The organism is Escherichia sp. E2562 (assembly GCF_005781075.1).
Classification (GTDB): domain Bacteria; phylum Pseudomonadota; class Gammaproteobacteria; order Enterobacterales; family Enterobacteriaceae; genus Escherichia.
The window spans coordinates 12334-31396 of record NZ_VATM01000006.1; the positions used below are offsets into that span (position 1 = coordinate 12334).

General features: G+C 50.1%; 24 protein-coding genes, 1 pseudogene and 1 other annotated feature. Of the genes and pseudogenes, 10 read left to right on the plus strand and 15 right to left on the minus strand.

The genetic code is table 11. The features are described 5' to 3' along the window. Position 1: 1 nt before the first annotated feature. Both hisG and hisL read right to left on the minus strand, forming a co-directional pair. Complete coding sequence (gene hisG / locus FEK43_RS11530; RefSeq protein ID WP_135407161.1) at positions 2-901, minus strand: ATP phosphoribosyltransferase; 900 nt, start codon at positions 899-901, stop codon at positions 2-4. A 46-nt stretch (positions 902-947) separates the two neighbouring features. Beyond that, positions 948-1071: a sequence feature (His leader region), on the minus strand. Continuing rightward, complete coding sequence (gene hisL, locus FEK43_RS11535) at positions 1047-1097, minus strand: his operon leader peptide (protein WP_001364200.1); 51 nt, start codon at positions 1095-1097, stop codon at positions 1047-1049. It overlaps the preceding feature by 25 nt. A gap of 283 nt (positions 1098-1380) precedes the next feature. Between hisL and yefM the strand changes: the two genes are divergently transcribed. From yefM to plaP, 6 genes and pseudogenes are all read left to right on the plus strand, one after another. Next, positions 1381-1632: a YoeB-YefM toxin-antitoxin system antitoxin YefM gene (yefM, locus tag FEK43_RS11540; RefSeq protein ID WP_001259255.1), complete on the plus strand. Its 252-nt coding sequence runs from the start codon at positions 1381-1383 to the stop codon at positions 1630-1632. Next, positions 1629-1884, plus strand: a pseudogene (gene yoeB, locus FEK43_RS11545) (type II toxin-antitoxin system mRNA interferase toxin YoeB). Before yefM ends, yoeB begins: the two are co-directional and overlap by 4 nt. Before the next feature lie 82 nt (positions 1885-1966). Next, positions 1967-2791 (plus strand): SDR family oxidoreductase, encoded by an 825-nt coding sequence (locus FEK43_RS11550; protein ID WP_130208695.1) that lies wholly within the window; start codon positions 1967-1969, stop codon positions 2789-2791. Between the two features lie 45 nt (positions 2792-2836). Next, positions 2837-3766, plus strand: a complete 930-nt coding sequence (locus tag FEK43_RS11555; protein WP_135407159.1) for a LysR substrate-binding domain-containing protein — start codon at positions 2837-2839, stop codon at positions 3764-3766. Between the two features lie 214 nt (positions 3767-3980). Beyond that, positions 3981-4043, plus strand: coding sequence for a membrane protein YoeI (gene yoeI / locus FEK43_RS11560; protein WP_010723108.1), 63 nt, complete (start codon positions 3981-3983; stop codon positions 4041-4043). Next, on the plus strand, positions 4033-5391 hold the full coding sequence (gene plaP / locus FEK43_RS11565) for a putrescine/proton symporter PlaP (RefSeq protein WP_000019197.1): 1359 nt from the start codon (positions 4033-4035) through the stop codon (positions 5389-5391). Before yoeI ends, plaP begins: the two co-directional genes overlap by 11 nt. Before the next feature lie 75 nt (positions 5392-5466). Here plaP and sbcB read toward each other — a convergent pair whose 3' ends face one another. After that, positions 5467-6891, minus strand: coding sequence for an exodeoxyribonuclease I (gene sbcB, locus FEK43_RS11570; protein WP_135407157.1), 1425 nt, complete (start codon positions 6889-6891; stop codon positions 5467-5469). A 211-nt stretch (positions 6892-7102) separates the two neighbouring features. On the opposite strand from sbcB, the gene dacD reads away from it, so the two are divergent. The 4 genes from dacD to FEK43_RS11590 all read left to right on the plus strand — a co-directional run bounded on the left by dacD (position 7103) and on the right by FEK43_RS11590 (position 10600). Continuing rightward, positions 7103-8269 carry a serine-type D-Ala-D-Ala carboxypeptidase DacD gene (gene dacD, locus FEK43_RS11575; RefSeq protein WP_135407155.1) on the plus strand — a complete coding sequence of 389 codons (1167 nt, stop codon included), beginning with the start codon at positions 7103-7105 and terminating at the stop codon, positions 8267-8269. A 116-nt stretch (positions 8270-8385) separates the two neighbouring features. After that, on the plus strand, positions 8386-8859 hold the full coding sequence (gene sbmC, locus FEK43_RS11580; RefSeq protein ID WP_131161063.1) for a DNA gyrase inhibitor SbmC: 474 nt from the start codon (positions 8386-8388) through the stop codon (positions 8857-8859). A gap of 181 nt (positions 8860-9040) precedes the next feature. Next, on the plus strand, positions 9041-10099 hold the full coding sequence (locus FEK43_RS11585; protein ID WP_135407152.1) for an FUSC family protein: 1059 nt from the start codon (positions 9041-9043) through the stop codon (positions 10097-10099). Between the two features lie 171 nt (positions 10100-10270). Further along, on the plus strand, positions 10271-10600 hold the full coding sequence (locus FEK43_RS11590; protein ID WP_000450409.1) for a DUF496 family protein: 330 nt from the start codon (positions 10271-10273) through the stop codon (positions 10598-10600). Positions 10601-10709: 109 nt separating this feature from the next. On the opposite strand, the gene FEK43_RS11595 is transcribed toward FEK43_RS11590, so the two are convergent. From FEK43_RS11595 to pduJ, 12 genes are read right to left on the minus strand one after another with little or no spacing between them, the layout of a single operon-like run. Next, positions 10710-11153 carry a EutP/PduV family microcompartment system protein gene (locus FEK43_RS11595; protein ID WP_135407150.1) on the minus strand — a complete coding sequence of 148 codons (444 nt, stop codon included), beginning with the start codon at positions 11151-11153 and terminating at the stop codon, positions 10710-10712. A gap of 4 nt (positions 11154-11157) precedes the next feature. Continuing rightward, the gene (gene pduU, locus FEK43_RS11600) at positions 11158-11508 is read right to left on the minus strand and encodes a propanediol utilization microcompartment protein PduU (RefSeq protein ID WP_130259978.1); all 351 of its coding nucleotides are present in this window, start codon (positions 11506-11508) and stop codon (positions 11158-11160) included. Then, a complete protein-coding gene (gene pduT, locus FEK43_RS11605) occupies positions 11508-12062 on the minus strand; it encodes a propanediol utilization microcompartment protein PduT (RefSeq protein ID WP_135407148.1) in 555 nt (184 codons plus the stop codon). Before pduT ends, pduU begins: the two co-directional genes overlap by 1 nt. A 2-nt stretch (positions 12063-12064) precedes the next feature. Beyond that, positions 12065-13408 (minus strand): 4Fe-4S dicluster domain-containing protein, encoded by a 1344-nt coding sequence (locus FEK43_RS11610; protein ID WP_138158551.1) that lies wholly within the window; start codon positions 13406-13408, stop codon positions 12065-12067. Further along, positions 13405-14517 (minus strand): 1-propanol dehydrogenase PduQ, encoded by a 1113-nt coding sequence (locus FEK43_RS11615; RefSeq protein ID WP_138158553.1) that lies wholly within the window; start codon positions 14515-14517, stop codon positions 13405-13407. The genes FEK43_RS11610 and FEK43_RS11615 overlap by 4 nt, the downstream gene beginning before the upstream one ends. Before the next feature lie 10 nt (positions 14518-14527). Then, a complete protein-coding gene (gene pduP / locus FEK43_RS11620) occupies positions 14528-15913 on the minus strand; it encodes a CoA-acylating propionaldehyde dehydrogenase PduP (RefSeq protein WP_135407145.1) in 1386 nt (461 codons plus the stop codon). Further along, the gene (gene pduO, locus FEK43_RS11625) at positions 15910-16917 is read right to left on the minus strand and encodes a two-domain cob(I)yrinic acid a,c-diamide adenosyltransferase PduO (protein ID WP_135407143.1); all 1008 of its coding nucleotides are present in this window, start codon (positions 16915-16917) and stop codon (positions 15910-15912) included. The genes pduP and pduO overlap by 4 nt, the downstream gene beginning before the upstream one ends. Positions 16918-16928: 11 nt before the next feature. Further along, positions 16929-17204: a EutN/CcmL family microcompartment protein gene (locus FEK43_RS11630; protein WP_130208669.1), complete on the minus strand. Its 276-nt coding sequence runs from the start codon at positions 17202-17204 to the stop codon at positions 16929-16931. 3 nt (positions 17205-17207) lie between these two features. Continuing rightward, positions 17208-17699, minus strand: coding sequence for a microcompartment protein PduM (gene pduM, locus FEK43_RS11635; protein WP_135407141.1), 492 nt, complete (start codon positions 17697-17699; stop codon positions 17208-17210). After that, positions 17696-18328 (minus strand): phosphate propanoyltransferase, encoded by a 633-nt coding sequence (locus tag FEK43_RS11640; RefSeq protein WP_135407139.1) that lies wholly within the window; start codon positions 18326-18328, stop codon positions 17696-17698. The genes pduM and FEK43_RS11640 overlap by 4 nt, the downstream gene beginning before the upstream one ends. A gap of 2 nt (positions 18329-18330) precedes the next feature. Then, the gene (locus FEK43_RS11645; protein WP_165488980.1) at positions 18331-18753 is read right to left on the minus strand and encodes a BMC domain-containing protein; all 423 of its coding nucleotides are present in this window, start codon (positions 18751-18753) and stop codon (positions 18331-18333) included. A 23-nt stretch (positions 18754-18776) separates the two neighbouring features. Further along, positions 18777-19052 (minus strand): propanediol utilization microcompartment protein PduJ, encoded by a 276-nt coding sequence (gene pduJ / locus FEK43_RS11650; protein WP_001057752.1) that lies wholly within the window; start codon positions 19050-19052, stop codon positions 18777-18779. Between the last annotated feature and the right edge of the window lie 11 nt (positions 19053-19063).

The following is a 19063-nucleotide window of genomic DNA, read 5'->3' on the forward strand; positions in this document are numbered from 1 at the left end:
ATCACTCCATCATCTTCTCAATGGGCAGGACCAGAATCGAACTGGCACCCAGCGCTTTCAGTTTTTCCATGGTTTCCCAGAACAGGGTTTCGCTGCTGACCATGTGCATCGCTACGCGCTGTTGATCACCCGCCAGCGGCAGAATAGTTGGGCGTTCGGCACCTGGCAGCAGGGCGATGACGTCATCCAGACGCTCGGTCGGTGCGTGCATCATGATGTATTTCGATTCGCGCGCCTGGATCACACCCTGAATACGGGTCAGCAGTTTGTCGATCAGTTGCTGTTTGGATTCTTCCATTTCGCCATCGCGCTGGATCAGGCAGGCTTTCGAGCGGTAGATAACTTCGACTTCGCGCAGGCCGTTGGCTTCCAGCGTGGCACCGGTGGAAACCAGATCGCAAATCGCATCCGCCAGTCCGGCACGCGGCGCAACTTCGACAGAACCGTTCAGTAAGCAGGATTTAAAAGAGATACCTTTCTGGTCGAGATAACGCTTGAGCAGGTGAGGATAAGAGGTGGCGATACGTTTACCGTTTAAGGAGAGCGGGCCGTCCCAGGCTTCATCAACTGGCGTTGCCAGTGAAAGGCGGCAGCCGCCGAAATCCAGACGACGCAGGGTAAAATAACGCGGATCTTCACCCTGGGCGCGGCGGTTAAGCAACTCTTCTTCCAGCACGTTTTCGCCGATAATCCCAAGGTCTACCACGCCGTCCATTACCAGACCGGGAATGTCGTCGTCACGCACGCGCAGAATATCAATCGGCATGTTTTCAGCCATTGCGATCAGGCGCTGGGTGTGAAGATTAATTTTAATGCCACAGCGCGCCAGCAATTCGCGTGAGTCATCACTTAAACGGCCGGATTTCTGCATAGCTATGCGTAAACGAGAGTTGTCTGTCATTTTCTTTTTCCTCTTTATACCTGTCTGAACCGTTATCAACCGCGCAATAAAAAAGCCCCCGGAAGGTGATCTTCCGGGGGCTTTCTCATGCGTTCATGCACCACTGGAAGATCTGAATGTCTTCCAGCACACATCGCCTGAAAGACTAGTCAGGATGATGGTGATGATGGTGGTGTTTAAATTGAACGCGTGTCATAAAAGTCTCTGTGAATGTTTATTCAACTGATGTCTTTTAACCTAAACCACTTTCACGTTAGAACGCAAGGGCTTTTTTATATATTTTATGTCGATGGATTTGTTTAATGAATGAGCGGGGAAAGGAGGGGGCTAAGAGGACTGTCCTCTAACCTGACGGCACCAAAAATAGCGAAGCCTGGATTTTTCGTCTCGCTGACAATGCTTTGAGCTACTGGCTAATTAATAAATAGTTTATTGCCACTCATCATTGCACAATGAACTGTACAAAAGAGGAGATTGACATGCGTACAATTAGCTACAGCGAAGCGCGTCAGAATTTGTCGGCAACAATGATGAAAGCCGTTGAAGATCATGCCCCGATCCTTATTACTCGTCAGAATGGAGAGGCTTGTGTTCTGATGTCACTCGAAGAATACAACTCGCTGGAAGAGACGGCTTATCTACTGCGCTCCCCCGCTAACGCCCGGAGATTGATGGACTCAATTGATAGCCTGAAATCAGGCAAAGGAACGGAAAAGGACATTATCGAGTGAAACTAATCGGGTCTGAGGAATCAGGGGGATGATTATCTGTACTGGCAGGAAACAGATAAGCGAATTGTTAAAAAGATCAATGAACTTATCAAAGATACCCGCAGAACGCCATTTGAAGGTAAGGGGAAGCCAGAACCCCTGAAACATAATTTGTCAGGCTTCTGGTCCCGACGCATTACAGAGGAGAACCGTCTGGTATGCGCGGTTACTGACGATTCACTGCTTATTGCAGCATGTCGTTATCATTATTGAAGAGATTCATTCATAGAATGAATTGTCAGTTTTGATACGCTGGCGTAGCCTTATAGATCTAAGGTGTATCAGGAGAAAACGGATGAAAAAGGTCGCAATTGTCGGGTTAGGGTGGTTAGGCATGCCGCTGGCGATGTCACTTTCAGCACGAGGCTGGCAAGTCACTGGGAGTAAAACTACACAAGATGGCGTAGAAGCGGCCCAAATGAGTGGCATTGATAGCTATCTGCTTCGCATGGAGCCCGATTTAGTTTGCGACTCTGACGATCTGGATGCCCTGATGGATGCTGACGCGCTGGTCATTACGCTTCCGGCACGCCGCAGCGGCCCCGGCGATGAGTTCTATTTACAAGCGGTACAGGAGCTGGTGGATAGCGCGCTGGCTTATCACATTCCCCGCATTATTTTTACCAGCTCAACATCTGTTTACGGTGATGCGCAAGGCACAGTGAAAGAAAACACTCCGCGTAATCCGCTGACCCATAGTGGACGAGTGTTAAAAGAGCTGGAAGACTGGCTGCACAATTTACCCGGTACTTCGGTTGATATTTTGCGTCTTGCTGGTCTGGTCGGGCCTGGGCGTCATCCCGGCCGTTTCTTTGCCGGAAAAACTGCGCCGGATGGAGAACACGGCGTCAATTTAGTCCACCTGGAAGATGTTATTGGCGCTATCACTCTGTTGTTACAGGCACCTAAAGGCGGGCACATCTATAATATATGTGCGCCAGCTCACCCTGCGCGTAATGTTTTCTATCCACAGATGGCCCGTTTACTGGGACTGGAACCTCCGCAGTTCAGGAATAGCCTGGACAGCGGCAAAGGTAAAATTATTGATGGCAGCCGGATCTGTAATGAATTGGGATTTGAATACCAGTATCCCGATCCACTGGTAATGCCGCTGGAGTAAAGCATCACGCCAGCAGAATGCCGCATACACCGCAAGGGGGCGTGTATGAAACCACTGCTGGACGTGTTGATGATCCTTGATGCCTTAGAAAAAGAGGGCAGTTTTGCGGCGGCGTCAGCCAAACTGTATAAGACGCCATCTGCCCTCAGCTACACTGTTCACAAGCTGGAAAGCGACCTTAATATTCAATTGCTTGATCGTAGTGGTCACCGCGCTAAGTTTACCCGCACCGGAAAAATGTTGCTGGAGAAGGGGCGGGAAATTCTCCATGCTGTGCATGAACTGGAAAAGCAGGCGATCAAACTCCATGAAGGTTGGGAAAACGATCTGGTAATCGGGGTTGATGATACCTTTCCCTTTTCACTGCTTGCGCCACTCATTGAAACCTTTTATCAACATCACAGCGTCACGCGTCTGAAGTTTATCAATGGCGTTCTGGGCGGTTCCTGGGATGCCCTGACTCAGGGGCGAGCGGATATTATTGTTGGCGCGATGCATGAACCACCATCTTCCAGCGAATATGGTTTCTCTCGGTTGGGCTGTCTGGAACAAGTTTTCGCGATTGCTCCTCATCATCCGTTAGCTCTGGAAGAGGAACCGTTAAATCGCCGTATCATTAAACGCTATCGGGCGATTATCGTGGGTGATACCGCGCAGGCTGGCGCATCTACGGCATCACAACTTCTCGACGAACAAGAGGCCATTACCGTATTTGATTTTAAAACCAAACTGGAATTACAAATCAGCGGTCTTGGTTGCGGTTATTTACCGCGCTATCTGGCGCAACGCTTTCTTGATAGTGGCGCGTTAATTGAGAAGAAAGTGGTTGCGCAATCCCTCTTTGAACCCGTATGGATTGGCTGGAATGAACAAACCGCAGGGCTTGCCAGTGCGTGGTGGCGTGATGAGATTTTAGCAAATAGTGCTATTGCTGGTGTTTATGCAAAATATGATGACGGAAAATCAGCCATTTAAATAAAAAATTATATGACAAGCCTCTCATTCTCTTGTCATTTACCCCCCATTTAGGCACAATGCGCCGCTGTCAAAAAATGACTAAAAACCGACGTTTCATCCGCGTCGGTTATTTTTTGCTTCAAACCAATCATTCATACCAAGAGGCCGGGCTTCGTACCGGATAGATATTTACTAAAAATCGACAGTTGTTGTCGCTGAGGAATCCAAAAAAATGGGGCAATTTTTTGCTTACGCGACGGTTATCACCGTAAAGGAGAATGACCATGTCGCATAACGTTACTCCAAACACCTCTCGCGTGGAATTGCGTAAAACGCTTACGTTAGTTCCGGTTGTAATGATGGGTCTTGCCTATATGCAGCCGATGACGCTGTTTGATACTTTTGGTATCGTTTCAGGCCTCACGGATGGTCATGTGCCGACAGCCTATGCGTTCGCATTGATTGCGATCCTGTTTACGGCTCTGAGCTACGGGAAGCTGGTTCGCCGCTATCCTTCTGCTGGCTCTGCATACACTTACGCCCAGAAATCCATTAGCCCGACTGTCGGCTTTATGGTGGGTTGGTCTTCTCTGCTCGACTACCTGTTCGCGCCGATGATCAACATTCTGCTGGCGAAAATCTATTTTGAAGCTCTGGTGCCTTCCATCCCATCGTGGATGTTTGTGGTGGCGCTGGTGGCCTTTATGACCGCCTTTAACCTGCGTAGTCTGAAATCCGTAGCGAACTTCAACACTGTAATCGTGGTGTTGCAGGTAGTGCTGATCGCGGTGATTCTGGGCATGGTTGTGTATGGTGTATTTGAAGGTGAAGGCGCTGGTACGCTGGCGAGCACGCGTCCGTTCTGGTCCGGTGATGCACATGTCATCCCGATGATTACCGGTGCGACGATTCTGTGTTTCTCCTTTACCGGCTTTGACGGCATCAGCAACTTGTCGGAAGAAACCAAAGATGCAGAGCGCGTGATCCCGCGTGCGATTTTCCTGACCGCGCTGATTGGCGGCATGATCTTCATCTTTGCAACTTACTTCCTGCAACTGTACTTCCCGGATATCTCTCGCTTTAAAGATCCGGATGCGTCACAGCCTGAAATCATGCTGTACGTTGCGGGCAAAGCGTTCCAGGTTGGCGCGCTGATCTTCTCCACCATTACCGTACTGGCGTCCGGCATGGCGGCGCACGCAGGCGTAGCGCGTCTGATGTACGTAATGGGTCGTGACGGCGTGTTCCCGAAAAGCTTCTTCGGTTATGTACACCCGAAATGGCGTACTCCGGCGATGAACATTATCCTGGTTGGCGCGATTGCTCTGCTGGCAATCAACTTTGACCTGGTAATGGCAACGGCGCTGATTAACTTTGGTGCGCTGGTGGCGTTCACCTTCGTTAACCTGTCGGTTATCTCGCAGTTCTGGATCCGTGAGAAGCGTAACAAGACGCTGAAAGATCACTTCCAGTATCTGTTCCTGCCGATGTGTGGTGCGCTGACTGTAGGTGCGCTGTGGGTTAACCTGGAAGAAAGCTCAATGGTTCTGGGGCTGATCTGGGCGGCTATCGGTCTGATTTACCTGGCTTGCGTGACTAAGAGCTTCCGTAACCCGGTTCCGCAGTACGAAGACGTTGCATAATCTTTAAATCCGGATGACATAATCATCCGGTAAATCTAAAAAAGCCGGAGTTTATATCGCTCCGGCTTTTTTGTTTCAGACGATCTCTTCCGCGTACTGCCAAAGCGCTTTTAACAACGCTCCTTTCTCTTTGTCATCGGCATATTGTTGTGCCAGCATCTGCAATTCATCAGCATAACCTTGCAAAAATTCTGCTGTGAAGACCTGACGGCGGTGCTCCAGCCAGCGTTGCTGCTCGGCGTAATCCAGCGTCCCCAGGAAGTTACGCGCCCGATAATTGAACAACAGTTTCTCAATACGTTTATCGACAAAGGTGATATCCAGTGCCGGTAAATTACGCGGCTCGGTTTCCAGGACAATTTTCATTGCGGCGCGATCGGCGTCACTGAAAAAGCCATTATAGAGCTGTGCATCGACGTTATCTGAAGGTGTAAATGGTTCGGCTTCAGCAAATATCGCAACCACTTTTTCACGCACTTGCGGGTGTTCACGCAGAATTTTCAGGTTATCGAGACAATGCTGACGATTAATTCCCAACCTGTCGGCATCTTCCGGGCGCAGCGTATTCGCCTGCGCCAGCACCGGGCATTTATTGATATGCACCAGCTTAACCGGGACTGCGGCGTTATCGCCCAGATCGGCCTTTGCGGTATACAGACGCTCGCGCAGCGTGTCGCTGTCCAGCTCCAGGAGTGGCGAGATATCTCCCGCCAAATCCACCATAATCACGGCATTGCGATTTTCCGGATGCCACGCCAGTGGCGCCACCCAGCTGGTATTACCGCGCCATGCGCCAAACATACCGGAAACATGTACCAGCGGTTTCATCTGCGGCACATCAATCAACGCCGTCAGTTTGTGCTTATTACGATGGGTAAAGAGATAATCAAACAGCCGTGGTTGACGTGTTTTCACCAACTTCGCCATCGCAATAGTGGCGTACACATCGGCCATCGCATCGTGGGCGTTGCTATGTTCAATACCATTAGCTTTGGTTAAATGTTCAAGTCGAAAGCTCGGTAAACCATCTTCATTTTCAGGCCAGTTAATCCCCTCCGGGCGCAGGGCATAACAGGCACGCATCACGTCAAGCAGATCCCAGCGAGAGTTATCATGTTGCCAACTCCAGGCATAGGGATCGTAAAAATTACGATAAAAGATATTGCGTGTAACTTCGTCGTCAAAACGCACATTGTTGTAACCAAGAATACAGGTCTTCGGTACGGTAAAAAGCGAGTGAATACGGGCGGCAAAGGCAGCTTCGTTTTCCCCTTTTGCACGCGCTTCCTGTGGCGTGATGCCGGTAATTAACACCGCCCCTGGCTGGGGTAAATAATCGTCCGCAGGCTTACAGTAAAAGACTTCAGGTTCGCCGATAATATTGAATTCGCTATCAGTGCGAATGGCGGCAAACTGCGCTGGGCGATCTAACGCGGGGTGCGTGCCAAAGGTTTCGTAATCATGAAACAAAAAGGTAGATTGTTGCTTACCGTCATTCATCGTTAGGTTAAATCCGTTATTTCTGTTGTAGGCCAGAGTATCAAATATCACCGTGCTAATCAGCTTTAGAGCGATATTTTGGCTGCGTGTGAAAACAGATAATGTCAGATTAAAATGAGATAAATGTCACATTTTCTTGCACTTTATTTCAGCCAGTTCATCAGGATTTCCGTAAAAAGAACAGCTATTGGAAACACCTGAGGATTTGCTGTTGAAACGCCGTCTTATTATTGCTGCTTCTTTGTTCGTTTTTAATTTATCGTCTGGTTTTGCGGCGGAAAAGATTCCCTTTTCACCCCAACCTCCGGAGATTCATGCGGGATCATGGGTTTTGATGGATTACACAACCGGACAGATCCTCACGGCGGGTAATGAGCACCAACAACGTAACCCTGCCAGCCTGACTAAGCTAATGACGGGCTATGTCGTCGATCGCGCTATCGATAGCCATCGCATAACACCAGACGATATTGTCACTGTGGGACGCGATGCGTGGGCGAAAGATAATCCGGTTTTTGTCGGCTCTTCACTGATGTTTTTGAAAGAGGGCGATCGCGTATCGGTACGTGATTTAAGCCGTGGATTAATTGTGGATTCCGGCAATGACGCCTGTGTGGCGCTTGCAGATTATATTGCCGGGGGGCAACGGCAGTTCGTCACAATGATGAACAATTACGCTGAAAAGTTGCATTTACAGGATACCCATTTTGAAACGGTTCACGGTCTGGATGCGCCGGGCCAGCATAGCTCAGCCTATGATTTAGCCGTGCTTTCTCGCGCCATCATCCACGGCGAACCTGAGTTTTACCATATGTACAGCGAAAAAAGCCTTACCTGGAACGGCATCACCCAGCAAAACCGAAACGGGCTATTGTGGGATAAAACCATGAACGTTGACGGCCTGAAAACCGGGCATACATCCGGGGCCGGGTTTAATCTCATTGCTTCGGCGGTGGATGGGCAACGCCGTCTCATTGCAGTGGTAATGGGGGCCGACAGCGCAAAAGCTCGCGAAGAAGAGGCTAGAAAATTACTGCGTTGGGGGCAGCAAAACTTTACTACGGTGCAAATTTTGCACCGTGGGAAAAAGGTCGGTACGGAGCGCATCTGGTATGGTGATAAAGAAAACATCGCACTGGGAACGGAACAAGAATTCTGGATGGTGCTGCCGAAAGCGGAGATCCCTAATATCAAAGCAAAATATACCCTTGATGGTAAAGAACTCACTGCGCCAATTGCTGCTCACAAGCGGGTAGGGGAAATTGAGCTGTACGACCGCGATAAATTGGTTGCGCACTGGCCATTGGTTACCCTGGAATCTGTCGGTGAAGGCGGTATGTTTTCCAGGTTGAGCGATTATTTCCACCATAAATCCTGACCTTTATTTAGCGCCGACTGGCAGGAGTGCGAGTCTGCTCGCATAATCAACACTCATTCCTTGTGGTATTTACATTGCAAAATACACTGTACAAAAAAACAGTGTGTGGAGGCGTCATGAACTACGAGATTAAGCAGGAAGATAAACGTACCGTTGCAGGTTTCCATCTCGTTGGCCCGTGGGAACAAACGGTGAAGAAAGGTTTTGAGCAGTTGATGATGTGGGTAGACAACAAAAAAGTTGTGCCTAAGGAATGGATTGCCGTCTATTACGATAACCCAGATGAAACACCCGCCGAAAAGTTACGTTGCGACACGGTGGTTTCCCTGGAGAACAACTTCACTCTACCGGAAAACAGTGAAGGCGTGATCCTGACGGAAATCTCCGGTGGGCAATATGCGGTTGCCGTTGCCCGCGTAGAAAGCGATGATTTTTCTACGCCATGGTATCAGTTTTTTAATACTCTCTTGCAAGACAGTGCTTATCAGATGTCACCTAAGCCCTGTTTCGAAGTTTATCTTAATAACGGAGCAGAAGACGGCTATTGGGATATTGAAATGTATGTCGCAGTGCAGCCGAAAATGGGTTAATGCTGGTGCAACAACAGGGTGTTAACCTGATTGCTTCGCTGTTTTTCGTCATGTAAAAGGGTAAAATTGACCTTCAGACTTCTGATGATCCCTTCGGGAATGTTCCTGATTACTGGTTGAAAGTCGGCTGGACAGCTGGTTTAGTGTCTGGCCGTTTATCCTTATTTTACGGAGTTGCAGCGTGCGAGCTGATAAGTGCCTTAGTCCGTTTGAAATTCGTGTGTACCGTCATTACCGTATCGTGCATGGTACTCGCGTCGCACTAGCATTCCTGCTGACTTTTCTCATTATTCGCCTGTTTACTATCCCGGAAAGCACCTGGCCACTGGTCACTATGGTGGTGATCATGGGGCCTATCTCGTTTTGGGGTAACGTCGTCCCTCGAGCATTCGAACGTATTGGCGGTACGGTGTTCGGCTCGATTTTAGGTCTTATAGCCCTGCAACTGGAGTTAATTTCGTTACCTCTGATGTTGGTCTGGTGCGCGGCGGCGATGTTCCTTTGCGGCTGGTTGGCGCTGGGCAAGAAACCTTATCAAGGCTTATTGATTGGTGTGACGCTGGCGATTGTTGTTGGTTCCCCGACAGGTGAAATTGATACGGCATTATGGCGAAGCGGCGATGTGATCCTCGGCTCTTTACTGGCAATGTTGTTTACCGGTATCTGGCCACAACGGGCGTTCATCCACTGGCGCATTCAACTGGCGAAAAGTCTGACCGAATATAATCGGGTCTATCAATCAGCATTCTCACTAAACTTACTCGAACGCCCACGTCTGGAAAGCCATCTGCAAAAACTCCTGACCGATGCCGTGAAAATGCGTGGGCTGATTGCACCCGCCAGCAAAGAAACCCGTATTCCAAAATCGATATATGAAGGTATCCAGACGATTAACCGTAATCTGGTTTGTATGCTGGAGCTGCAAATCAATGCTTACTGGGCCACGAGGCCCAGTCATTTTGTGCTACTGAATGCGCAAAAACTGCGCGACACACAGCAAATGATGCAGCAAATAGTGCTGACTCTTGTTCATGCCCTGTACGAAGGTAATCCACAGCCGGTTTTTGCTAATACAGAAAAACTGAACGATGCTGTGGAAGAGTTGCGCCAGTTGCTCGCTAATCATCATGATCTGAAAGTCGTTGAGACGCCGATTTATGGCTATGTATGGCTAAACATGGAAACGGCGCATCAACTGGAGTTGCTGTCAAATCTGATTTGTCGGGCTTTACGCAAATAAATTCCGACCTTCAGAATCAAATTGCTGCTGCTTCGATTCAGCAAGGATAAAGGGTATGATAGTGAATAGGGATAAAAGCATTGTCATCTGCGGCAGCTATGAGTAATGTTGGCCCTAACGAATAGCGGTTGCTTAAACGAATCCGACTCTCACATTATCAGGGGTATAAAAATGGAAACTACCAAGCCTTCATTCCAGGACGTACTGGAATTTGTTCGCCTGTTCCGTCGTAAGAACAAACTGCAACGTGAAATCCAGGACGTTGAGAAAAAGATCCGTGACAACCAGAAACGTGTCCTGCTGCTCGACAACCTGAGCGACTACATCAAACCTGGTATGAGCGTTGAAGCAATTCAGGGCATCATCGCCAGCATGAAAGGCGACTATGAAGATCGTGTTGATGATTACATCATCAAAAATGCTGAGCTCTCCAAAGAACGCCGCGATATCTCCAAAAAGCTGAAAGCTATGGGCGAAATGAAAAACGGCGAAGCGAAGTAATTTCTACTTTATTCAATGAGGATTGCCGGGCAATCCTCATTGTTCATTGATTCTTTTCTCACTGTTGTAAGTCATCATTCCCATCTCATAACATATTGAAATCTCTGGCTTAACGACTGCCTTCTTCTGTATGCAATAAGGCAAGAAGTTCTGCAACCCCGATGTTATCTACCGCACTGGTCATTAACACCTTTCGAGCTCCGGCTTCCCGTAGCCAGCATTTCACCAAAGATATCTGTTCTTCACTGGCTAAATCCACTTTGGTGACTACCCCAATGACCGGGCGATTCATTGACGTGGTAAAGCCTGGCGAAAAAGGGGACCACGGCGCGTCTGCATTAAGCACCAGCGCGATAATGTCCGCTTCGCAGGCACTGACCAGCAGTGCGCTGTAAAGGTTACGGTTTTCGAGGTATTCTCCGGGCGTGTCAATAGTTGCCGGGGACCAGACGATTGCCTGCGTTTTCTGATACTGAATATTCTCCCCGCGCAGGCATTGTGTGAGTGATGTTTTTCCGCACTGGCTGGGGCCAATGAGCATCATGCGTCGCATAGTGTCAGGTCCGAGTAATGGGGCAGGCGGTAAAGTGCATCATTTCGCCCAGCGTGCGGGTGACCTGGCTAAGCGCATATTCGATGGCGGAAACATCGCCAGTCAGAACTACCGCGCCGGTAAAACGATCAAGAAAACCAATCTCTACAGCGCCTGATTTTGTAGCGATATCACATGCGATGATAGATGCTTCGCTGGGGGTAATCGTCAGAATGCCAATAGCAGAAACGGTGTCCGGTAAGCCTAATTTTTTAAACAGATCCTTTCCAGGATTGGCAATAACATGTGCCAACGTGACCTGTTTACCGGGGACATATTCCTGAATCATTCGTTCAGTCGTGTGCTGAGTTGACATTATCCCTCCACCATCTGACGCCACATGGCTTCATGCGGACGGGCAATTACCGAGCGATAGACCAACAAACCTTTTTCCCCCGCTCGCTCGCTGGCGACAGATACCGCGTTATTAACATCAGAAATATCGCCTGCCACTACCATGTAGCATTTACCGCCAATACCAAAGGCCATATGTACCCGTACGAGCGTGACGTTTGCCGCTTTCACTGCACAATCGGCAGCGTCAATGCAGGCCGCTACACTCCAGGTTTCGACTACACCGACAGCCCGTCGCTGGTCAACATGGTTCAGACCGCTGATTGCGGGCAGGATAGTGGGATGAATATTAGGAAGGACCAGACTGTCGACCAGCATTTCACCTGCAAGGGAAGCGCCGCTGCTGATGGCCTGCTGTACTGCACCGACATTGCCTCCGAGCATCAGCAGAAATTTACCGGGGCAAAGCGTTTTGCTGACCAGTAATTCAACGCTGGCGCTTTTCAGCATGGCATCGCCGGTTTCCATCCCTTTCGCGATACTGCTAAGTTCTAAAATACCTACCGCTTTCGACATGGTTAACCTCTCACTATCGTAATCGCGTTTTCTGTCACATCACTGACCATGCCATCAATACTGGCATGAACAGGGGCGCCTAATGTGCCGTGTGGAATTTGACCTACGCACTGCCCACGAACGACGCGATCGCCGTTTTGTACACACGGAATTGCGCTGGCACCGATGTGCTGACGTAACAATAGTGTCACTTTTTCGGGTTGTGGTACGTGTTCAGACAATGGCGCGTCCTGATACCACGTGGCTAATCCCAATCTTGCCACCAGCCGTTTTACTGGAATCAGCCGATAATTTGCCATGGCATCCTCAGGATTTAAGGCACCTTCGTAGCGGAGGTTTTTTGCGCGTAGTTCCTGCTTAAGCAGGCGGTTTATGCGCATGGGTGAAATACCTACCGGGCAGGCAACGTTGGCGCAGACGTTGCACTCCGAACAGGTGAGCGCTGTCAGTAACAGTTGCGGCGTAGCGAGCTGTTGGTAGTTAACTGCACGTACTAACAAATGTGGTGATAGTTCGTGACCAATTAAATGGCGTGGGCAGAGATCGGTACATAAGCGGCATTGTTCACAAACGGTTTTCGCGACGGCAAGTACGCTACGGTCATCCTGCATTCGACGTTGGAGCAGTGAATGAGAGTTGGGTAAAACCAGCAGGCCGCCAGTGGTTTTGCTGACTGGCGTATCGAGCGATGTGATCAAACTCCCCATCATCGGACCGCCATTGATAAAACCAGGATTATCTACCGTTGCGCCTCCCGCCAGCGCCAGTACCTCGCGTAAAGAGATCCCGATGGGAACGGTCACCGTTACGGGTTTAGCAACTGCACCATTAACGGTTAGCGTGCGGCGCGTTACCGGATACTGCTGCTCAACAGCTCTGGCAATATTCAGCACAGTCTGGACGTTATTGACGACTACGCCGACGCTAACGGGCAACGCGGCTGGTGGAACGCGGCGACCTGTTGCCATCCAGATGGTCAGCACTTCGTCTCCTGCGGGGTAAACGTCGGGCAAAATATGCAGGCGGATATCAGGCGGTAGTAATGGTGTGAGGGCGTTTATTGCCAGTTGATACTTTTCTTTCAGCGCGATGATTCCGCTACTGGCCCCGGTGGCTTTCATTGCATAGTGAACACCGCGAAGCAGGCGGCTGGCTTGCTGTGCCATTAACTGCTGGTCCACTTTCAACATGGGTTCGCATTCCGCCGCATTCACCAGGAACGTATCAACACGTGCTTGTAGCTTGATATGTGTCGGAAATCCTGCGCCACCAGCACCAACAACGCCTGCTGCTTGTACTCGCTCGCGGATCGTCTGACCGTCGCAGGACGTAAACTCGACGTTCATAACAACTCCTCAAGCAATTCTGCAATAGCATTGGTATCAGCCACACGTGGGTTGGTACGCAATGTAGCATCCGCCAGCGTCGCCTGAACCATATCGGGAATACGTGATGACCATTCTGCTTTTTTTTCTTTCAGCGCATTGGCGAGAGTCGGTATTGAACACGCTTTTTTGAGCTGTTCAATATGTTGAATGAGTGCATTCAGGCTTGCGGTGTCATTGGCATTGTCCGGGCATAAATGACACGTTTTAGCCAGCCGGGCGTAGCGTTTGGCGGCGCGAGGATCGCCAGCATTAAAACGAATAACTGACGTCAGCAGGAGCGCATTCGCCAGACCGTGGGGCAAATGAAACTGCCCACCGAGTTGATGGGCAATCGCATGATTTAATCCCAGTCCGGCCTGGCTAAAGGCCATTCCGGCAAGTGTAGAGGCATTATGCATTTTACCGCGGGTGGCAATACAATCGCCTTTCTTCACTGCAGTGGGCAGGTATTGAAAAACAATTTGCACGGTTTTTTCGACCAGTGCATCCGTGAAGTCACTGGCGCGGGGAGAAACATAGGCTTCAAGCGCATGGGTTAAAACATCCATTCCGGTATTGGCCGTTATTGCGGGTGGCACGCTGACGACCAGCGAGGGATCGAGGACTGCGATATCCGGATAAAGTGCGTTATCGAAAAGGGGATATTTAATTCCTTTCTCAGGATCGCTGATGACACAGGCGCTGGTCACTTCTGAACCGGTGCCGCTGGTGGTGGGAATAGCGACGCAGGTTTCAATTTCGATAGCACACTGGCGACTAAACCAGACAATTGCTTTTGCGGCGTCCAGTGCAGAGCCGCCGCCAAAACCGATAACCACATCCGGGCGCAAAGTTTGCATCTGAGAGATGCCTTTTGCCACTGTCTGGATAGTTGGATCGGGCGTTATTTCGCTAAAAATACTGAGGCGATTGCTGTCGGGTAGCGCCAGGCGCAAGGTATCAATCAATGGCGATCGCGCCAGAAAGGCGTCGCAAATAATCCAGATGTGCTTATTGGTGAAACGACTAAGCACTTTGAGACTTCCCGGTCCGCTGTATAAACGCGTTTGTAGTGAAAAAGTATTCATTTCCGTTTCTCTAGCGAATGGAAAAGCCGCTGGTTAACACACAGCGTCGTGAGCGGGCAAAAGTCCGGGCTGACGTTGTCCCTTCTCCGGTCGGTGTAGCAATGGTGAAGGTCGTAAAACCTTCGCCACCGACGCCAATACCAGCCCAGGAGGGGCCATTTTTGACAAAGATAGAGGTTTGCATAACGCGCGCAGCAAGGTTGAGCCGTGAGATGTTCTGCGAGTGCATAATTGCGGTGTGATGCAAACTGTCTTCTACATTCAGCGCCAGTGTGAGGGCGCTATCAAAATCGTTGACCTTCACAATGGGTAGCATTGGCATGAGTTGTTCGCTGGTAACCCAGCTATCATCGGCGTCAACAACGGCAATCAGTAAGCGCGGCGCTTTTACCGGCAAAGGGAGGCCTGCGGCCTCGAGCAAGGTTGATGGACTTTTGCCGACCAGTTTTTTGTTGGCGACGCCGTCTGGCAGGCAAACAGCACGCAATTTTTCAGTTTGTTCATGGCTAAGAAGAAGGGCGCCAAAACTTTGCATCTGTTGAAGTAAATAATCAGCCACTGAGGTCACGACGATCAGGCTTTTTTCAGCGATACACGGCAGGTTGTAATCAAACGAGGCTCCATTGATGATGTCTTCGGCAGCTTTCACAATATCTGCCGTTTCATCGACGATGCAGGGGGGATTACCCGCACCGGCACCAATCACTTTTTTGCCACTTTTCATTCCCATGGCGACGATACCCGGACCGCCGGTAATCGCCAGAACGCTGATTTTAGGGTGCACCATCATCTGTTCGGTTGCGGCAAAGGTCGGTTCAGATACAGTAACGATCAGGTTATGAATGCCACTACAGCGAAACGCGATGTCTTCGATTATGGCGATCAATTTCAGCGAGACGTTTTGGGCTCCCGGGTGTGGACTGAAGTAGACGCTATTACCAGCTGCCAGCATGCTGATGCTGTTGTTAATGATGGTTTCCGTGGGATTGGTACTTGGCGTGACCGAGCCAATAACTCCAAACGGGGAGTATTCAAACAAAACCATGCCACCATCACCGGTCAGTGCGGTGGTGGTTAAATCTTCAATTCCAGGTGTGTTATCGAGTGCCGCTTTGTTTTTTAAGTACTTATCTTCTTTATTTCCCATTCCCGTTTCGTTAGCGCTCTCTTCCGCCAGTTCTGTAAGACGGGGCGTTAATTCTTCGCGAATAGCGCTGATAATGGCGCTGCGGGTTTTAAGAGGACACTGTTGAAAACGCAAAAAGGCCTGGTGTGCAGCGCTGATAGCTTCATCGACAGTCTGGAAAATACCGTTTCTTTGCGTTTGTGATGTCGTGGGTGCTAGCTGCTCGCGCAGAATATTGCGGATCAGTGTTTCTAATTCAGAGTTATTCATTGGTTTTCTCCCACGTTAATTGCCGTCATTGCGCTTTGGGCAATATCCATGTCTTGTTCAACGCTACCACCACTAATACCAAGCCCTCCAAGCAGTTTTCCGTCACGCCAGAGGGGGAAGCCGCCACCAAAAGTGACGACTTTGCCTTGCATATGGCTTTCGAGTCCGTAAAGTGGCGCCCCCGGTTGCACGGTATCCGTAAGCTTGTGTGTTGCCGTTTTCATCGCCACGGCGGTCCAGGCTTTTTTCGGTGCCAGTTCACTGCTAACCAGAAGTGCATCAGGCATCCGCCAGGTAACACTTTCTGTTCCGTTGGCATCTACAATGCTGATGACAACGGGAATATGCAGTTCATCCGCGCGCATTGCCGCGCTACGAATGAGCTGATGAAGATCCTGAAAAGTGAGCGACATCGTGCGTTCCTTCAATGCTGGAATGTGGTTGGCTGCGTGATAACGTTTTGTGATTTCCTGAATCATCAGGTTCTGATGAGCAACGTTGTCTTCCACGCGGGCGAGGGCATACAGGCAATCGGAAAGCCGGTTAATATAGTGCAGCAAAACATGGCGGACGGAGGCTTCCGTTGTCAGTTCAACCAGACGCCTTTCAGCTCTCCGGGCCACGGTGCGGGCGAAATGCATGCGGCTCGCGGCTTCACAACGTCCTGGCAGAATGAAACAGTGAACTGGAGGAACAGCGCTCATTGCGCTATCGATCGCTTTTTCAAGTGCGGCAATTTCTTCCGTACTGATGTAACGCTGCTGCGCTGATGGCTGCTCGCTTTCACTGGCGAGTTCGGCGCTAAACCAAAATATCTGTTGCTGAATGGCTTCCAGTAATATGCGATGGCTTTCGATGGCGGTGGCGCAATAACACAGACTGAGTGTCGCGTTCAGTTCATCCAGTGTGCCGTAGGCTTCGACGCGTAGATGAGTTTTACTCACGCGTTGTCCGGTAAATAGAGACGTACTTCCTGAATCACCTGTGCGGGTATAAATCGCCATCTTTCAACTCCTTAGCGCGAAATCGTATCTACAATGCCGACCACTGCCAGGTCGATGGCTTCGTTGGGGCCGCTAAAAACATGTCTGGCGCTGGAGCCGCTGCTGAGGAGTACCAACTCACCGACGCCTGCACCGACTGAATCAACGGCAACTTCGTCACCGGTTAATGGCGTGAGAGGCAGTTCGCCGTCAGCACTGACCCGGCGAACCAGCAGCAGTTTTTTCCCGACCAGGGAAGGCGATTTTTGCGTGGATACCACCGCGCCTGTGACTCGAGCCAGATGCATGGGTTACTCCTGCCTGATTAATTGAATGTTTCGGGTCATTGCCGCTTCACGCGCAAGTGCGGTCACACAACATTTCCGTTGCAACACCACTATCCCTGCGCATAACTGCACTACGTCGGCATAACTTAAAAGTTGACCACGATGAAGGTAGATTGGTTGTCCTTGTTCGTCGCACCAGGTTAGCGGTAGATGGGCGAGAGACTTCAATTTGATGGCGTTCAGGAAATGACTCTGCAACGACAATTGAATGTGTATTCCCCAGGCTAACGCCTCGTGAATGTGGATTACCGCTCGATCTGACGTTTCGTTCTCCGCAAGTTGTCGCAGCAACGGTAAATCGACGAATCGAATTTGTAACGAAGCATACTGATGAACTATTTCGTTAACGCTGGCTTCTCGCAGTTGCGAAACCGTCAGCGCGAGTGTTTTCCCCGCACGTTGTTTCAGGCGAAAAATCACTTCTTCAACAATGTGTTGCATCAGTTTGTTATTCATGGCAACGACACCAGCGTGGCAAAAACGGCTGGATTATCAGCGCCTGCGGCGTTGGCCTCGTCGGTATCAATATGCATTTCAAGGCGCATATCTGGTGAGACGCGAACAGCAACGTTATCGAATATCAGTCGTCGTTTATCACCTTCAATGGCGACCGCCACTTTATCGCCATGTGTAACGCCATAAATCAGGGCATCTAGCGAAGACATATGAATGTGCCGTTGTGCGACAATAACGCCAGAAGCGATTTCCAGCTCTGCAAACGGGCTTATCAGACGAATCCCCGGTGTGCCGCTGAGATCGCCAGACATACGTAGCGGGGCGGTGATCCCTAATGTTCTGGCGTCAGTCCGGGAAATCTCCACCTGGCTTGAGTTACGTAGTGGCCCTAACAAGCGAACGTTGTGTAATTTGCCTTTTGGACCCACCAGCGTAACAACCTGTTCAGCAGCGAATTGACCAGGTTGCAGTAATGACTTTTTCTCGCTGATCGGTTGTTCAGGAAAAAGGCGCACATAATCCGCCGTTGAAAGATGAATATGACGACTGGAAATGCCCAGAGGGATAGGGCGCTCGCGCATTTCATCCAGAACCTGGCTAACAGTCTCCTGCAAGGTTTGTTTATCCATTGCTACTCCCCTCGCTTATCAGAGTGCAGACAAAGTGAACGTGGCTCACCTTTTTGCCGTTGACACGCGGGATCAAGACACAAATTACAGCTGATAATCTCTGGGGGGGCGACTGTTGCTGGCGTTTCGCTTACTGCCACCGTCATATTCATTGTTTCTGTTGGGCGGGGCAGTATTCCCTCACCCGGGCGGGCAATTACTTTGTGTGCGACGAGGCCATTTCGCTGTTCGGCGAAACTGGCACCCGTCGCGATCGCCGCATTAACCGAGGCGACGTCACCGGTGATTTTAATGAGCGTCCAGCCTGAGCCATTGGTCTTCTCAAGGCCAACCAGCGTGATGGACGCGGCTTTTGCCATAGCATCTGCGCAACTGATGGCGAGTGCCAGACCACTGACTTCAAGTAATCCCAGTGATTGCTTCACGCTGTGCTCCTTAGCGAATGGGGTTATGCAGATTTAGGTAAAATGGCCTCAACATCGCTGTGTGGCCGCGGGATGACATGGCAGGATTTCACTTCGCCAACGGCGCTTGCGGCGGCGCTTCCTGCATCAACGGCGGCTTTTACTGCGCCAACATCGCCACGTACCATCACCGTAATCAGACCCGAACCAATCTTTTCATAGCCAACCAGTTGCACGTTGGCGGATTTAACCATGGCATCTGCGGCTTCAATTGCGCCAACTAACCCTTTTGTTTCAACCAGTCCTAGTGCGTTGTTCATACAGCGTTTCT

Excerpts from the sequence above, each read along its gene's own strand:
- hisG (WP_135407161.1), bottom strand. The coding sequence starts at position 901 with ATGACAGACAACTCTCGTTTACGCATAGCTATGCAGAAATCCGGCCGT.
- yefM (WP_001259255.1), top strand. The coding sequence starts at position 1,381 with ATGCGTACAATTAGCTACAGCGAAGCGCGTCAGAATTTGTCGGCAACA.
- FEK43_RS11550 (WP_130208695.1), top strand. The coding sequence starts at position 1,967 with ATGAAAAAGGTCGCAATTGTCGGGTTAGGGTGGTTAGGCATGCCGCTG.
- FEK43_RS11555 (WP_135407159.1), top strand. The coding sequence starts at position 2,837 with ATGAAACCACTGCTGGACGTGTTGATGATCCTTGATGCCTTAGAAAAA.
- plaP (WP_000019197.1), top strand. The coding sequence starts at position 4,033 with ATGTCGCATAACGTTACTCCAAACACCTCTCGCGTGGAATTGCGTAAA.
- sbcB (WP_135407157.1), bottom strand. The coding sequence starts at position 6,891 with ATGAATGACGGTAAGCAACAATCTACCTTTTTGTTTCATGATTACGAA.
- sbmC (WP_131161063.1), top strand. The coding sequence starts at position 8,386 with ATGAACTACGAGATTAAGCAGGAAGATAAACGTACCGTTGCAGGTTTC.
- FEK43_RS11590 (WP_000450409.1), top strand. The coding sequence starts at position 10,271 with ATGGAAACTACCAAGCCTTCATTCCAGGACGTACTGGAATTTGTTCGC.
- FEK43_RS11595 (WP_135407150.1), bottom strand. The coding sequence starts at position 11,153 with ATGCGACGCATGATGCTCATTGGCCCCAGCCAGTGCGGAAAAACATCA.
- pduU (WP_130259978.1), bottom strand. The coding sequence starts at position 11,508 with ATGTCAACTCAGCACACGACTGAACGAATGATTCAGGAATATGTCCCC.
- pduT (WP_135407148.1), bottom strand. The coding sequence starts at position 12,062 with ATGTCGAAAGCGGTAGGTATTTTAGAACTTAGCAGTATCGCGAAAGGG.
- FEK43_RS11610 (WP_138158551.1), bottom strand. The coding sequence starts at position 13,408 with ATGAACGTCGAGTTTACGTCCTGCGACGGTCAGACGATCCGCGAGCGA.
- FEK43_RS11615 (WP_138158553.1), bottom strand. The coding sequence starts at position 14,517 with ATGAATACTTTTTCACTACAAACGCGTTTATACAGCGGACCGGGAAGT.
- pduP (WP_135407145.1), bottom strand. The coding sequence starts at position 15,913 with ATGAATAACTCTGAATTAGAAACACTGATCCGCAATATTCTGCGCGAG.
- pduO (WP_135407143.1), bottom strand. The coding sequence starts at position 16,917 with ATGGCGATTTATACCCGCACAGGTGATTCAGGAAGTACGTCTCTATTT.
- FEK43_RS11630 (WP_130208669.1), bottom strand. The coding sequence starts at position 17,204 with ATGCATCTGGCTCGAGTCACAGGCGCGGTGGTATCCACGCAAAAATCG.
- pduM (WP_135407141.1), bottom strand. The coding sequence starts at position 17,699 with ATGAATAACAAACTGATGCAACACATTGTTGAAGAAGTGATTTTTCGC.
- FEK43_RS11640 (WP_135407139.1), bottom strand. The coding sequence starts at position 18,328 with ATGGATAAACAAACCTTGCAGGAGACTGTTAGCCAGGTTCTGGATGAA.
- pduJ (WP_001057752.1), bottom strand. The coding sequence starts at position 19,052 with ATGAACAACGCACTAGGACTGGTTGAAACAAAAGGGTTAGTTGGCGCA.